Source organism: Amycolatopsis orientalis (assembly GCF_000943515.2).
GTDB classification, from domain to species: domain Bacteria; phylum Actinomycetota; class Actinomycetes; order Mycobacteriales; family Pseudonocardiaceae; genus Amycolatopsis; species Amycolatopsis orientalis.
Genome location: NZ_CP016174.1, coordinates 5,220,334 through 5,234,908 on the forward strand (window position 1 = coordinate 5,220,334; position 14,575 = coordinate 5,234,908).

Consider the following 14,575-nt stretch of genomic DNA (forward strand, 5'->3'; position numbering starts at 1 on the left):
GAGCAACAGTGTCGCCACGAGTGCGCCGACTACCAGTCCAAGTCTTTTCATTATCACCCTTTCCGTCGGATGGTATCCGAACAATATCTACTACTACCGCACTTCATCCTCGTTGCACCCTGCACTTTCGCCTTCCCACCCGATCGGAGCAGATCGGTGCAAGATCGCGAAATCTGATCAGCATCCTGATTCACGCAGAATGACTGGGATTGCTCGAACATGGAAACTTCGCCACACTGCTTCCGCTTTCGATAAAAAATCATATAAATACAGGGTTGTCGCGACAAACGTGCTCACTCATATCGATTGTCTACGATATCCGTAGAGCATGAAACCGGCCACGCCTCGCCCTTTCTGCACGCGGCTCTCCTTGGCGGCAGGCGACACCAGAGCAGGAGCTCCCGAAGGCCTTGCGCCCCATGCTCAAGATCGATACGACCGCCTCAAGCCAGAGACAGAGAGTTCGTTGTCTCACAGTGGCGTCACCATGATCAGTGACGCCTGCGGCGACCGAGCAGCGTGCGCAGGTTCAGCCGCCTGCCCGAAGGTCTTCATTGCGGCATGAGCGGACGGCGCGTCTCCGGTATCTATCCGAAACGCGAGGATCCGAGGAGGAGCTGACTGGTAGGCGGATGGTCGTCAGACTCTGTGCAGCCACTCACCGAGGGTGGTGTAGTCGGCCTCGGTGATGCCCTGTCGTGGGTCGACGCGATGCAGTAGCGCGGGTGCCGCGTGGCAGGTGTGCACCCAGTGTCGGTCTATGTCGGTGATCTCGTCGTCGACCCAGGCGAACGGGCGTCTTGCCGCCCAGTTGACAAGGGTTCGGGTCTTCCAGTGCAGTCCGTCGCGTGCGTCCTGTTCATCAAGGTCGGATGGCTCTGGCCAGTCCACCACCGGCAACGGCGGAAGGCCCAATCGCGGGGAAAGGCATTCGTTGGCATCGGAGGTCCAAGTAGTGGCCCAGACCAGCTCGCAGGGCAACGCGGACAGCCGGAGTCCGTGACCGGGGTTGACCCGGGCCAGGAGCGGGTTCGAGCCGATCGCAGGTAAATCGAGGCGGGACCGATAGATCGGGTACTGGTCAGCTGGGGCGCCGAACGGGATAAGCGGCCCGTCGACGTCGAGGAAGAGCAGCGGTAGTTGTCCAGAACCTGTCACGACCGCACGGTAGCTGCTGATCAGGCTGTCCTCGGCACCGACGTTGAACTACGCTCAGCTCGTCACCGCGATCAAGAGATTCGATGTCAGGAAGACTTCCCCAGTAGACGCGCCGGATCGCACGCACATGTGGCCGGTCCCACGCTCCGAGGCGCTGGAGTCGAGCCACGTCAACCCCTGTCTCAGGAACACGGCGGACTGTACGGCAGCTCAGCCGACACGAACTTGTCCCACATCTCGCGAGTGAGTGTGCTCCCCGTGATGGCGCAGATGCTGTGCACGGCTTGGGGCACGGTCATGTCCCACAGCCGCACGGTGTGGTCATGGCTGCCAGTGGCGAGGGTGGCGCCATCGGGGCTGAACGCCACCGCGTTGACGTCGGCCTGGTGGCCGGTGAGCGGCTGACCCGACTGCGTCCGGTCGGCAGTCCGCCAGAGCCGCACGGTGTTGTCGCTGCTGGCGCTGGCCACCGTGTGCCCATCTGGGCTGAACGCCACCCCCAAGACGGGGTTGGTATGGCCGACAAGGGATTCGCCGAGCGGTGTGGCGTGAGCAGGATCGCTGACGTCCCACAGCCGCACCTGCTCGTCGTCGCTGCCGCTGGCCAAGGTCCGCCCATCCGGGCTGAACGCAACCTGGCGTATATCGTTCTGGTGCCCTTTGAGGGGTCCGGCCAGCAACGTGGGCTTAGCCGGATCGGAAATGTTCCACAACCACACCGCGACATCGCTGTATTCGGTGCCCGTCGCCAGAGTTCGTCCGTTCGGGCTGAACGCCACCGCCAAGGCGTTGGCGTCCGGTCCGATCACGATCCGGGCCAGCAGCACGGGTTTGGCCGGGTCGGCGACGTCCCACAACCGCACGGTGTTCTCGTCCTTCACATCGCCGCCGGTGGCCAGGATTCGGCCGTCCGGGCTGAACGCCATCGACCGGACGCCGTCGGCATGCCCGGTGATCGGCGCGCCGATGGGCGCCGGGCGAGCTGGATCAGTGACGTTCCACAGCCGCACGGTCCGGTCGCCGCCGCCGGTGGCCAGCACGCGGCCATCCGGACGGAACGCCAAGGCGTTGATGTCGTCTTGGTGGCCGGTGAGCAGCCGGCCCAGCTGCTGCCGATCGGCCAGCGTCCACAACCGGACGGTCCGGTCGCCGCCGCCGGTGGCCAGGATGCGCCCGTCAGGGCTGAACGCCAACGCCTTGACTTCCCCCGTATGTCCAGTTAGGACAGTGTCGGGTATGTTCCACAGCCTTACCGCCCGGTCGCCACTGGCAGTGGCCAAGATGCGGCCGTCCGGACTGAACGCCATCGACCTGACGCCGTCGGCATGCCCGGTGATCGGCGCGCCGATGGGCGCGGGGCGGGCGGGGTCGGTGATGGTCCACAGCCGCACGGTGTAGTCGTCGCCGCCGGTGGCCAGCGTCCGCCCACCGGGCCCGAACAGCACCGATCGGATCGCGCTGGCATGCCCCGTGATCGGCCGGCCCAGCGCCACCGGGCGAGCCGGGTCGGCAACGTTCCACAGCCGCACCGTCCGGTCGTTGCTCGCACTGGCCAGCGTCCGTCCGTCGGGACTGAACGCCACCGAATGGACAGGCCCGGTGTGTTCGGTCAACGGTGGCCCGAAGGGTTCGGCTCGATCCGGCGCGGCGGTGTCCCACAGCCGTATTGTCCGATCGTCGCCGCCGGTGGCCAGAGTCCGGCCATCAGGGCTGAACACCACGGAGTAGATGGTGTCGGTGTGCCTGGCCATCGGCGGGCCGAGCGCCGTGGGCCGAGCGAGGTCGGTGACGTTCCACAGCCGTACGGTCCGATCGTCGCCCGCGCTGGCCAGCGTCCGCCCGTCAGGACTGAACGCCAACGACCGGATCGTCTTGGCGTGCCCCGTGATCGGAGTGCCGAGCGCCTCAGGGCGGGCTGGGTCGGTGACGTTCCACAGCCGCACCGTGTTGTCAGCGCCGCCGGTGCCCAGAGTGCGTCCGTCCGGGCTGAACGCCAGCGCACGGGTTGCTTCGCCGTGACTGATGGTTTCGTTCAGCAGCACCGCACGGGCCGGATCGGCGACGTTCCACAACCGCACGAGTCTGTCACCGCTGCCGCTGCCGGTGGCCAACGTTCGCCCATCGGGACTGAACGCCACCACGCTGACGTCCTTGGCGCCCGAGGGCAACGTGGCGGACAGCGGCGCGTTCGCGTCGACGATCAAGTGGGTGCCCGTGTCCGGATCGGCCGGGCGCATCCGGTGGGCGACGAGATCGAGCTGGGCCGCCAGCGACACGTCGATGGTCCGTATCCGGTTCGCCTCGGCGGTGACCTTGTTGAAGATCGCGGCGTCACGTTGTTCCTGGGCGATGTCGCGTTGCTGGAAGGCGTAGACAGCGGCGCTGGACGCGACGAGGCCGAGAACGGCCAGCATCGTGACCGCCGTTCGACGAACTTTGGCCCGCCTGCTTTCGTGCCGGATCGACGCGCCGAGGAAGGACGCTCCGAGCGGCGTGAGGGCGCCGCGGTGCTCACTCCTGGACTGCCACCCCCTCGCGATGGCCAGCCGATCGCCGCGATACAGCGATCCGACCGGTTTCCCTTCTCTCTCCCACTGTTCGGCGGCCTCGATCAGCTGCTGCCGGATGACCTGATCGTTGCGGCCCGTCTCGATCCAGGTGCCGAGCTGCGGCCACGCCCGCAGCAACACTTCGTGGGAAAGCTCGACGGCGTTGCCGTCCAGCGTGACCAGACGTTTTTCGATCAGCCAGCCGAGAACTGTCTCAGCGGTCTGCGGTGCGTCGAAACCCTTGACGAGGTCGGCCGGATCCGCGCGCCGCCTGGCAGGTGGCGCGTCGTGCCTGACCACGACCAAATGCATGAGAATGTGCTGGAAGATCGCGCGCTGCTCGGCCGTGGAACAACGCGCGTAGGCCTCGTCCGCGGTGGCCGCGATCGCGCCTTGGATCCGCCCGGTCCGGTCATAATCCGCCAACGTCAGCTTGTCGCCCGTGCGTCGCTGCCAGGTGACGGCCAAGGCGTGGGCCAGCAGTGGGAGCCCGCCCGCATCCGTCCCGATCTCGTGCAGGAGGACCTCGATCAGACTCGGCTCGACGTCGACGCCGATCTGCCGAGCCGGCCGCTCGATGGCCGCTCGCAACCCGGCCGGGGTCATCGCCTGGAGGTTGAACTGGCTTGCCGGCAGGAACGTCGCGAGCTGATCGTCAGCGAGGCAGTGGTCGTAGAAGTCGCCCCGCACCCCGAGAACCGCACGCATCGCGATCACCGCGGCGATGAAACGCCGCCGCTCGGCCTCGTCGGCGCACAGGGTGAACACCTCTTCGAACTGATCCACCACGACGACAGTCCCGTCAGGCAGCATGCTTGCCAGCTGGGCTGGATCAGATCCGACTGCGGAAAGCACGCCGTCCACGCTGCCGTCGACGAGCTGCGCGACCTGCTGTGCCAGTGTCTCGCAGGGCTCCTTCACCGGGGTGAGCAACAGCCATGGGCGTCCACTGTCGGCGACCGCGGTTGTCACGCCTGCTCGAAGCAGCGACGACTTGCCGGCACCGGACGGTGCGACGACGAAGACCGGCCCGCCGCGGTGATCGATCTTGTCCATCAACACCGACAAGGCCGTCTCACGGCCGAAGAACCACCGCGCTTGGTCAGGTTGAAACGCACGCAGACCCGGATAGGGGCAGACGTCCTCCGGCCACTCCGCCTGGCTGACGTCGGGCGGGTACGGGTCGTCCGGCAGGCAGATCCACCCCACCGTCTCCGTTTCCTTGACCCGGACGCGTTTGGGCCGATAGCGGGTCTCATCGGCAGCGCTGTGCCAGACCACTTCACGGAACCACCAGTCGGAAGTGATCACCGCGAGCACGCCGGCCGACCCGGCGAGGGCGTCCTTCAACGGCGGCGCGTCGAGCAACCGGAACGTGTGGTTGATCGCGACGCCGGCCGCGCCGTGCGCGTCGAGCAGGACTTCCCCGGCGTGCACCGCCATCCTCAGCCGGATCTGCTCGCCGGTCCCGTGCGCCCGGTTGTGCCTGCTCAACGCTTTTACCAGGCGACCGGGCACCTGCTCGACGAACAGCTGCTTCGGAACATCCGCCGGTGCCAGAAGAAGCACACCGTCACCCCGGTCTTCGCGATGGCAGGCGCTCCAGTGCGAGCCGAGCGCATGAGCCAAGGCCGCATAGAGGGCGTTGCGTACATTCCTCTGTTGCGGGTTCTTCCGGCCGCTGAATTGCTCCACGTCCACAACCAGAACAGTGCGATGCAGCGCATCAGACGACACGAAACCTCCGCAGATCACGTCACTCGGCCAAAGATGCCGCCATCGTCCCCGCAGCCGCACAGAGCCTGATGGGCTTTCACTCGTTCGCGTGAACCGATTCACGTTCAGTGGGGCGGAAAGAGACGGGCTATCTCCTGGATCGTCTCGGTCATGTGGGGCGATGCCAGCCATCCGGGTCGGTGGCCGTGCGGGTGGACTTTGCCGGGCAGAAGCCGCAGGTCGGCGATGGCGGAGACGCGGTAGGTGCGCGGCCAACCTGGCCTTGTCACAGTGCCTCCGCGGTGGAGAGCAGGTGCGGCACCGCGTAGCCGAGCACCTCGAATCCGACCGGCAACGCCTCAGCGCGAACCCGCCCCGGCAGGGGTGCACTCATCGGCATGTCAGTGCGTTAGCTGCGGCCCGGCTACGCCTCGTTCTCGAGCTCGAACCTTGCGCGCGATCAGCGATCGCGATGCCCGTGAGGGGGTTGAGCCGTTGGGAGAGTCGAACGCAGTGATCGCGCGATTGCCTGCACGACGGGCGCGGGTAGCCCCAGCGTCGGCATCGACTGCAGTTCCACCTCGAACTCAAGATCGACCTCCGCACAGTCGCAATCCAGATACTCCTCCGCGGCGAAGCAACGGTGGGCCGAATCCGAGGCGAAATCCGCTGACCCGAATCGGGCCATGAGGCGAATCATCGGCGCGGTGACCACGGCCGGGCGGGCACGGAGGTCATCCGCCATCAACCTGGCGACAAGATCCGTTGACTCTTCCTGGCTGGGAAGTGAGACCTCGTACCGCTCGCACGCGGCAGCCACCAGTGGTTCGGTATCCCACCCGTTCACCCGACGACTCAGGCCGGCCAGCTCGGCGATCTCAGGATCTTCATTGCCCTCCAGAAGCAGGCTGACCGCGACATCCGGCCAGTCGCCCGGCTGTAGGACACCATGGGACTCCGCCACCTTCGCCACCAAGAGTGCCGTTCGCACTGAGACATCGTCCACCTGCCGACTTTAACGTCCTCTCATCGGCATGAGCGGATGTTCACGACGCGAGGACACCAGGAGTGGCCTTCGTGTGACCATGTTCAGGAATCAGGATGTCCCGCGTCGGGTAAAGCCTTCGCTGGACAGGCGCCACACACGCATGAGTTGACGCGTGGCCGGTCTGCGGGGCGCAGCCGACGTGGTCGCCACGGCCGCCGCCGGGGAGACAGACCACAGCTGACCAGAAAGGCTCGATCATCGGGCTGAAGGTCGGGGTAGTAGCCGACGCCGAAGTGCATGGCCAAGTCCTTCTTCAGCTGGGTTCGCAAGAGGGATATCTGGCGGATGATCGCGCAACCGCGACGGCGTTCGGCGTCGGCCGGGGACAACGCGGCGAGTTGCGCGGCCAGTACGGCCGGCTTCATCTCGCCGAACGGGCAGATGAGATTGCTGTGGACGCCTACGAACAGATCACGAGCCGCGGACGAGGTGAGGATGCCGTCACCGTCGTCGAAGTACCATTTGCTCATGTCGTCGTAGAGCTTCTTCAGCTCTGCGGGCTCCAAGGGAGTAGCGCGGAACGGGGCTGCGGGCGCGGTCAGCGCCCAGAGCCGCACGTACGCCTCGACCTGACGTTCGGCGAGTTTGAGCCGGATCTGCCGCCGATAGTTGTGTGCGAACCAGAGCCCGACCAACCCCAGCAACACGGTCCCGGCCGCCTGAACCCACGTCGTGATCACCATGTCGAGTCAACTCCCAGCGGTCAACGACCGCATCGATCACCAAGCCCTCTGCAGTAGCGGCTACCAGTGTGAGGTGTGGCAGGCTCCAGAAAGTCTTGCGCGGCAAGGAAATTGCAGGGTTGGGACCGTCGTTGGCAGACAGTCGCGGCAACTCCACTCGAGTGATTCCGCGTTGCTAACGCACGCGTCGTTCGTGCGAGGGTGGATCCTCGATGCCCTTGACCTGCCTCCAGCCCCGGCCGAACACGAACCCTCCGCGGAGCAGACGCCTGCGCTGTTTACGGGGCGCCAGGGCAGGGATGTAGGACTGGCTCAGCTCGACCTCGTCCTCGTCGTCGCTGAACTTCCAGCCTTCGGCATAGAGTTGACCGTGGTGGTTCCGCCAGCTGCTGTACTTGACGGGTCTGCGCAGGATGGTCTCGAACCACGCCGCGCACTCGACGGCCACCTCTTCGGGGGTACCGCCGACATCGAGCGCGATCGGACTCGGCTCGTCCGGGAGTTCATGCAGGCAGCTGTGCAGCAGATCGCCTCGCGCGTGGTGGTCCCGGTAGTGGACGCCGAACTCGCCCAAACTGATACGTCGGACGGGATCACTGAGCGACACGGCGGCGATCAAACACGGATGCTCCTCCTCGTCCCGAATCGCCCAACTCGCGGCGTAGCCGACGTCCCACCGGGCCGCCGCCTGCTGAAGTCCGCCGAGGAACAGCTGCTCGTCCTGACCGAGCTCGTCGGAACACTCGTCGAGCTGGAACCATCGGCGCCACGTCGTCATGATGGCGATGGTAGGCGCATCTGGAGCGGCGCTTACCCCAGTTTCGTCCGCTCACCGGGGTAAGCGCGACCAACGAGCCGATCTGACGGGTCGGGAGGATCGGCTGCTTCGGAACCGACATGCGCCGCATGCCGCTACTGCATCCCTCGTCCCTGCCGACGCTCCCCCGGTGGCCGGCATCCCACCGAGACACTGCAGACGGCTCTCGCCGGTCCGATGGAATCGCCGCTCTGGCGGATACCACCGGAGATGGGATTTGAATGACGATCTACCGATGACGTCGCAGCCCGGGGCGGGCAAGGTTCTCTCCAACCGAGTGATTGCGTGGACCTCGGTCGTCCTGATCTTGGTCGCCGCGGGCCTCAGCTGGCCGCTGCTGGCGGTGTACGGCCTCGGGCTGGAAGCGATCCGGACCGTCGGCACGATTGTGCTCGGCGCCGGCGGCGCGATCGGTCTGCTCCTCGCCGCCCGCCGGCAACAGACGGCCGAGCAGGACCTGGTGGAGAAGCGGCGGGATCTCGAGCACAAGGAGCGCGTCCAGCGGCATGCGGAGGCAGTCGCCGCCGACACCTTGGCCCACCAGCAGCACCTTTCGGCTCAGACCGAGACGGACGCGGCCGAGCGGCGGATCACCGAGTTGTACGCGAAGGCCGTGGAACAGCTTGGGTCAGACAAGGCCCCGGTGCGGCTGGGCGGGCTCTACGCACTCGAACGACTGGCTCAGAACACACCATCGCAGCGGTACACGGTGGTCAATGTGCTCTGCGCGTACCTGCGTATGCCTTTCGAAGTGGCCGCCGACCCCGAGCAGGATTCACCAGCTTCATCAGGGATAGCGCAGGAACGCCAGGTCCGGATCGCCGCCCAACGGATCCTCGCGCAGCACCTGCGACCCGGTGCGCAACCGGACACGGACAGATTCTGGCCGGATGTCGATCTGGACCTGACCGGTGCCACGCTGATCGACTTCCGGTTCCAACGCTGCCGAGTCAGGTCCGCCCGGTTCACCGAGGCGACCTTCACCGGCGACACGGACTTCGGCGGAACGACATTCCTCGACCACGCCGAGTTCGACCATGCCACGTTTTCCAGCAGCGCCCGGTTCAGCAACGCCACCTTCGTCAAGGACGCGAGGTTCCGCGACGTGTCCTTTCAGGGACCCGTACGGTTCCGCGGTACCAACTTCCATGGAGACGCCCGATTCACGGGCACGGAATTCCTCGATGACGCCTGGCTGGGCGGCGCCATCTTCCACGGCGATGTCTGGTTCACCCGCGCCACATTCGAGCAGGACATAAGGTTCCCCGAAGCGGTATTCCTCCGGGACGTCAGGTTCCGCGAAGCGACGTTCAAACGCGCACCGCAGCAGCGCCAGAAGATGTTCAAGGGAACCTGGGCGCGAACGGCGGCCCGCTCAAGCTGGCCAGACGGCTGGGTACCGTCGAAGGCCGAGGGCGGGCCGTGGCCGGACTCCGGAGATGACTGGCAAAGCCTGATACCGGTGACTCGGCGGTGACCTGCGCGGTTCAGGTCGCCGCCGTGCAGCTTGCCGAGAATCCTGGTGCGGCCTGACTCACGCCGAGGGGCGTCGGCGAACCACCGGCCAAGGTAGGTCATCGCGTCGCAAGGTTTGTTCAAGGTTTCCGCAAAGGCTTCGGTGCACTGTGACTACACCACCGGTGTTTGGACATGGAATCTGCTCACTGAGGGCTCCCTCCGTGGCAGGCAGGCAAGAGCGACTTGGGAGGACGACTTGAAATCCAGAAGGGTGCGTTCGGCGGCAGGCATCGCGATCGGCGCGATTCTCTTTCTCACGGCCGGTACCGGAGCCGGGGTGGCATCCGCGTACGAAGCGCGTACCGGATCCGGGGCAGGCGTACAGCACTACGACTCGTGTACGGCGAACTACTTCTGCGGGTACGACTGGCTCACCGGCGGGAACATGGTTTTTCAGCAGAACGCGTGTGGTCTGTACAAGTTGGCGGGGTCCCCTGCCATCGACAGGATCGCGTCGATCGACAACAAGTCGACCCACACCGTGCTTCTGCTGGACTGGGTGGGCTACTGGGACGTGATCTGGGAATCTCTCCCCGGTAACTGGGGTGATCTGCCGGCGGCGGCACACGACAAGGCGGACGGGATTCTCATTCTGTGCTGAGAAAGCTTGCCCCACCGGTGTAGCCACCGGTGGGGCAAGGTCTGTGCATCAAGGCGCGGCCTGCCGATCGACGGCGGCGCCGTTCGCTGCGGTGAGCCGTCGGTGTACGTCGCCGCCCGGACCGTACGATCTCCGGCAGCGGCCGGGTCGTGGAGGTCAGGGGAAGATCACGTCCGAGCAGGTGTAGAAGGCCTCGCCGGAGTCGGGCCAGTGGCGTTGCCAGATCGAGTAGATCAGGTGCCTGCCGGTACGCCCGCCGGGCAGGTTCGCCCGCAGCTGGTAGGCGTTGCCGACGACCGGCGGATTGTCCTGCTTGTAGAACGGGGTGTCTTCCAGATCGGACCACTTGAGCGGTTTCGTCGGGTCGTAGCCCGGCTTGGTGACGTACAGCTCGAACGTGCCCGGGTGCGCGGCGGTCCGCTGGTACTTGAAGGTGTACGGGCCGCTGCCCGGCATCGTGGTCGCCGGCCAGTCGGCGCGGGGCAGGTCGAGCCCCTTGTACTTGCTCCGGCCGGCGCTGCACAGCTTGCCGTCCGGGATGATCTCACGGCTGCGGCCGCTGGCGTCCGCGATGTTGACCTCGTCCCAGTCGTAGATCGGCCAGCTGTCGCCCACCGCGATGGCGGCCTTGCACGCGGCGGAGCGCGGGTTTTCCGGACCTTCCTGGAAACATTGCATGATCCGGCTGATCGGATTGCTCATTGAGCCGTGCGCGAGGGCGGGGACGGCGACGAACGCCGAGACCGTGCCGAACACGGCGGTCAGTATCGCGACTTTGACGGCGGAGCGGGAAAATCTCATCGCAAAGTTCCTCTCATGAGAGGTCTAGACCACCCCCAAGGTAGGCCTGCCGTCACACCGGCGTGTAGGCCCGAAAGTCGGGCGCGGGCGATTTCGCGTGTGCGCGACGGTCGCCCTAGACCACGTGCACTCATCGAGAGATGAGGTAATCGAGCAATCAGGCCGGCGGCACAGCCGTGAAGAACTCGTAGCTGTGGCCGTTCGGGTCGCCGACGTAGACGCCACGCCCGCCACCCAGGTGGTTGATCGACCGGTCCCAACCGTTTTCGGGGCCGGACCCGTATGGCACGTGGGGCCACCGCTCCAGACGCGCGATCAGGCCGTCGAAGGTGGTGTCGTCGACAAGAAACCCGAAGTGACCGGCGACGACGGCGTGACGCTCGTCGAAGTCGAGGGTCAAGTCGCCGTTGACCCGCACCGGGGTGAACGGCCCTGCACGCTCCCCGACCCGCAGGTCGAGCAGCTCGGCGAAGAACAACGCTGCCGCGTCCTGATCGGCGGCGCGGACGATGGTGTGGTTGAGGACCACGGTCACTGGACGAACCTCCCCAGTAGAAGCGTGCGATTCGCACGTACTATAGGTGCGATCCGCACGTTTTGGCTAGACTTGCCGCATGGACGATGGTGGGCCCGCACTCTTCCGGCTCGTGCGGTATTGGTCGCGGCGATGGGCCCGTGGTGTCGCACTGGAGACAGGAGACGACGCGTCGGTGCCCCAGCACGTTCTCGTCGTCGACGCCGTCGACGCGCTTCGGCGTACCGGGGGCGAGGTAACGATCGGCCAGGTGGCCAGGCAGCTCGGTCTGGACCGCTCCGGAGCCAGCCGGATGGTCGCCGCAGCGGCCGAGAAGGGCTACCTCGAGCAACGACGGGCTCACTCAGACGCTCGTCGCAGCGTAGTGGCGTTGACAGCTGCCGGACAGGACCTGCTCGACCAATCACACCAGTGGCAGCGAGCGAAGTTCGTCGAACTCACCGCCGGTTGGAGTTCCTCCGACCGAGCCACCTTCGCCCGATATCTCGAGCGCCTTGCCCGCGATGTCGAAGCTTGACTCGCCCACTGGATCTGAGTGCACGCCGCCACGGCCGGATTCCGCGGTGGTCGACCGGTCACACGGGAGCCTGGTACCAGCGACGGTGGATGACCGGCTCGACGGCCAGCACCCCGGCCGCGGCCGCGGTAGCGACCACCCACGCGAGCCAGTCGCTCGACCCTGCCACCGACCACACCAGGGCGCCGAGCACGATCAGGGGCCGCAGCAAGGTGAACGGCCCCAGGCCGACGAGGATCACGAACGTACTCCCCCGCATCGGCAGCAGCCAATACGCCAGCAGTGACGCCACCACGAGCGCCGCGTACGGCGCCAGCACCTGGAGCATGCGCGTGCCCGCGCGGAGCAGTCCGCCGTAACGAGCGTCCGGATCCGCCGAACAGGCGAGGGTCACCACGATCAGCAAGGCGAGAAGTCCGAGCCCGATCGCTCCGCCCGTGAGTCCTCGTCGCACCGCCAGCAGAAAGTAGGAGCGCTTGCCGATCCGGGCGTTGCGGCCGGTCGCGGCCCGGAATCCCGCGAAACCGCTGTCCACGAGCGCGAGCAAGCCCAGGACGAGCGGAACCACTGCCGCCATCAGCCGGCGACCAGCCTGCGTGCCCGGTGGCCCAGTGCACGACGGAACTCGGTGGCCAGCTCCGGGCGAATTCCGACGACCGGCCTCATCGCCGCGCAGAACGGGTTGGTGTGCCTGAACGATTCGAACAGGAATGTCTTCATTCCCGCAGCCGCCGCGGCGGCGGAAAGCACGACCGAATCCCCGTGAGCGCGCCGCGCGGACGCGACACCGTCGTGACGGCCCAGTGGCTCTCGCATCCTGGCGCGGTGGAACAACCAGGCGCCCAGCGGGGCCAGCCGGGTCGCGGCGACGTCGTAGTGGATGAATCCCACCGTGGTGGCCCGGTCCTGAGCGCGGAAGAACTCCGGCAACTTGCCGGCCTCGAAATGGTGCAGCACCCCGTTCGACAGGTAGACACTGGCCTCCTCGGTCAGCGAAAACGCGTCCGCGCAGACGAACGCGCACGGAAGCTGCTCCTCCTTCGCCAGTCTGGTCGCTTCCGTTACCAGGGCGCGATTGAAGTCCACGCCCACCAGTTCGACGTCCGTGCCCAGCACACCGGAAGCGGCCAGGCTCCGCACCGTGAACCCCAGCCCGCAGCCGACGTCCACCACCCGCAAACGGCGGCCACTCGCCCTGGCGACGGCGAGCATCGGCATCAGCAACTCGGCGAACCGGCGGGGCATGTGCAGTTCTTCGTTGAGCCGTTGCAGTTCCGTGTGCACCCGGACCAGGAGCCGGTCCACCGCGGCGGGATCCAGATATTCGCCGATCACCGGCAACCGGCGTACGACCCGGGCGGCTGGGCGGTCCCCTGCCGCTTGCAGCCGGGCGACCACCTCCGCTCGGCGGACGGGAACACGCTCGCCGGTGCGCACATCCCAAGACACGACCAGATCCGAGATCTCCAGCACGGCCACGGTCGAACCCTAGCGTTGAGGCTCGCAGAGCGGCCGTCGGGCACGGTCAGCCTGGCTTCACTTCGATCGAGATCGCGGCGTGCACCTCATCTCGAGTTCGTCCAGCTCACCGGGGATGGCCGCTTCGATGAAAAGCTGACTGCCGTCGCACCTGAATGGTAGTCCTGATCATCGATGCCAGCATAATGATGCGCTTCACCCGGTTCTGCTGAATCGCTTGCGCCGCTGCCTCCAAGTGTGAAGAAAGAGACCTCGCGGATTACAGTCGCTCTCCCAAAAGTTTCGCCACCTGAATGTAGCCTTCTTTCTTCCGGAGCTGCGGGAGATGGAGATTCAGCATCCTGGTCTCTCCGTGTACGCGCTTGGCGACGGCGAGCGTGGTCCAGTAGTCATCCAGGTCGCAGTACATCGCGGCGTCTCCGACCCCGGGGATCGGCGTGTTCGGGCCAGGGCAGTTCTCGGCCGTCGTGAAGACCGGAGTGTTGGGATTGGCTTTGGCGAAGGCGAAATAGTAGAGCCTTGGCCTCGTTTCGGTCCGCTGACCGTCGGTTGCGTAAGCGCAGGTGTACTCAGGCGCCGTCTTGGTCGCTCCGGGTGGTTCTTCCGTGGCGACGATACCCACGATGCCGATGATCGGGGCGAGTTCTCCGGCCCCGAGGAACGGGCAGGCGGCGGTCACCTTCGCCGGGGAGATCGCAGGGGTGAAGGCAGGCGGCGTGCTACTGGGGGCAGATTTGCTCGGTGCCGGCTTGCTCGACGACGACGAAGGAGGAGGTGTGGGACTTTCGTCCGGACCGCCGCAGGCTGAAGCCGCTAGCAGCAGGCTTACCGAGGCGAGAATAGCCCAGGATCTGTTCATTGAAAAAATCTGCTCCTGACCTCGGACGGGGTGGCACTGTAGTTGCTCAGCGCGATCGACGACGAGACCGTCATACCCGGCACCACCCCAGGGGATCGACGATAACCGAGGCCAGCCTCGCCGTATTGACGCGACGCGCGCTCGTCACACACCCGCCTCAGCACCGCGTATGGATTGCCACCTTCGACACGACCCCCAATACGCCACCCTGATCCGAGCACAACTGTGACATCACATGGCGACCTGTCACATGAGCTTGGCAGGAGATCGCAGCCTCGTCAAGACACCGGTGCT

At 66.0% G+C, this 14,575-nt stretch carries 14 protein-coding genes; 4 read left to right on the plus strand and 10 right to left on the minus strand.

Features of this window, described 5'->3' with window-relative positions; genetic code table 11:
• Positions 1-639: 639 nt before the first annotated feature.
• The 5 genes from SD37_RS22920 to SD37_RS22940 form a co-directional block, all read right to left on the minus strand.
• Positions 640-1,158, minus strand: coding sequence for an HAD domain-containing protein (locus SD37_RS22920; protein ID WP_044854961.1), 519 nt, complete (start codon positions 1,156-1,158; stop codon positions 640-642).
• Between the two features lie 182 nt (positions 1,159-1,340).
• Positions 1,341-5,444, minus strand: a complete 4,104-nt coding sequence (locus SD37_RS22925; protein WP_167369656.1) for a WD40 repeat domain-containing protein — start codon at positions 5,442-5,444, stop codon at positions 1,341-1,343.
• 439 nt (positions 5,445-5,883) lie between these two features.
• Entirely contained in the window at positions 5,884-6,429 is a 546-nt protein-coding gene (locus SD37_RS22930) for a hypothetical protein (RefSeq protein ID WP_145926703.1), read from the minus strand.
• Between the two features lie 83 nt (positions 6,430-6,512).
• Positions 6,513-7,154 carry a hypothetical protein gene (locus tag SD37_RS22935; protein ID WP_044854959.1) on the minus strand — a complete coding sequence of 214 codons (642 nt, stop codon included), beginning with the start codon at positions 7,152-7,154 and terminating at the stop codon, positions 6,513-6,515.
• 175 nt (positions 7,155-7,329) lie between these two features.
• Positions 7,330-7,932 carry a hypothetical protein gene (locus tag SD37_RS22940; RefSeq protein WP_044854958.1) on the minus strand — a complete coding sequence of 201 codons (603 nt, stop codon included), beginning with the start codon at positions 7,930-7,932 and terminating at the stop codon, positions 7,330-7,332.
• 274 nt (positions 7,933-8,206) lie between these two features.
• Here SD37_RS22940 and SD37_RS22945 point away from each other — a divergent pair, with 274 nt between their 5' ends.
• On the plus strand, positions 8,207-9,448 hold the full coding sequence (locus SD37_RS22945; RefSeq protein WP_052675091.1) for a pentapeptide repeat-containing protein: 1,242 nt from the start codon (positions 8,207-8,209) through the stop codon (positions 9,446-9,448).
• Positions 9,449-9,700: 252 nt separating this feature from the next.
• Positions 9,701-10,090, plus strand: coding sequence for a hypothetical protein (locus SD37_RS22950; protein ID WP_044854957.1), 390 nt, complete (start codon positions 9,701-9,703; stop codon positions 10,088-10,090).
• 156 nt (positions 10,091-10,246) lie between these two features.
• On the opposite strand, the gene SD37_RS22955 is transcribed toward SD37_RS22950, so the two are convergent.
• Complete coding sequence (locus SD37_RS22955) at positions 10,247-10,891, minus strand: lytic polysaccharide monooxygenase auxiliary activity family 9 protein (protein ID WP_044854956.1); 645 nt, start codon at positions 10,889-10,891, stop codon at positions 10,247-10,249.
• A 157-nt stretch (positions 10,892-11,048) separates the two neighbouring features.
• Positions 11,049-11,426 (minus strand): VOC family protein, encoded by a 378-nt coding sequence (locus tag SD37_RS22960; RefSeq protein ID WP_044854955.1) that lies wholly within the window; start codon positions 11,424-11,426, stop codon positions 11,049-11,051.
• Between the two features lie 79 nt (positions 11,427-11,505).
• Here SD37_RS22960 and SD37_RS22965 point away from each other — a divergent pair, with 79 nt between their 5' ends.
• Positions 11,506-11,943 (plus strand): MarR family winged helix-turn-helix transcriptional regulator, encoded by a 438-nt coding sequence (locus SD37_RS22965; protein ID WP_044854954.1) that lies wholly within the window; start codon positions 11,506-11,508, stop codon positions 11,941-11,943.
• 58 nt (positions 11,944-12,001) lie between these two features.
• Here the strand turns inward: SD37_RS22965 and SD37_RS22970 are convergent, their stop codons facing one another.
• From SD37_RS22970 to SD37_RS22980, 3 genes are all read right to left on the minus strand, one after another.
• Positions 12,002-12,520 carry a hypothetical protein gene (locus SD37_RS22970; protein ID WP_044854953.1) on the minus strand — a complete coding sequence of 173 codons (519 nt, stop codon included), beginning with the start codon at positions 12,518-12,520 and terminating at the stop codon, positions 12,002-12,004.
• A complete protein-coding gene (locus tag SD37_RS22975; protein WP_065912937.1) occupies positions 12,520-13,422 on the minus strand; it encodes a class I SAM-dependent methyltransferase in 903 nt (300 codons plus the stop codon). Before SD37_RS22975 ends, SD37_RS22970 begins: the two co-directional genes overlap by 1 nt.
• A 259-nt stretch (positions 13,423-13,681) precedes the next feature.
• The gene (locus tag SD37_RS22980; RefSeq protein WP_145926704.1) at positions 13,682-14,044 is read right to left on the minus strand and encodes a hypothetical protein; all 363 of its coding nucleotides are present in this window, start codon (positions 14,042-14,044) and stop codon (positions 13,682-13,684) included.
• A 1-nt stretch (position 14,045) separates the two neighbouring features.
• On the opposite strand from SD37_RS22980, the gene SD37_RS42760 reads away from it, so the two are divergent.
• Entirely contained in the window at positions 14,046-14,300 is a 255-nt protein-coding gene (locus SD37_RS42760) for a hypothetical protein (RefSeq protein ID WP_145926705.1), read from the plus strand.
• The last annotated feature ends 275 nt before the right edge of the window (positions 14,301-14,575 follow it).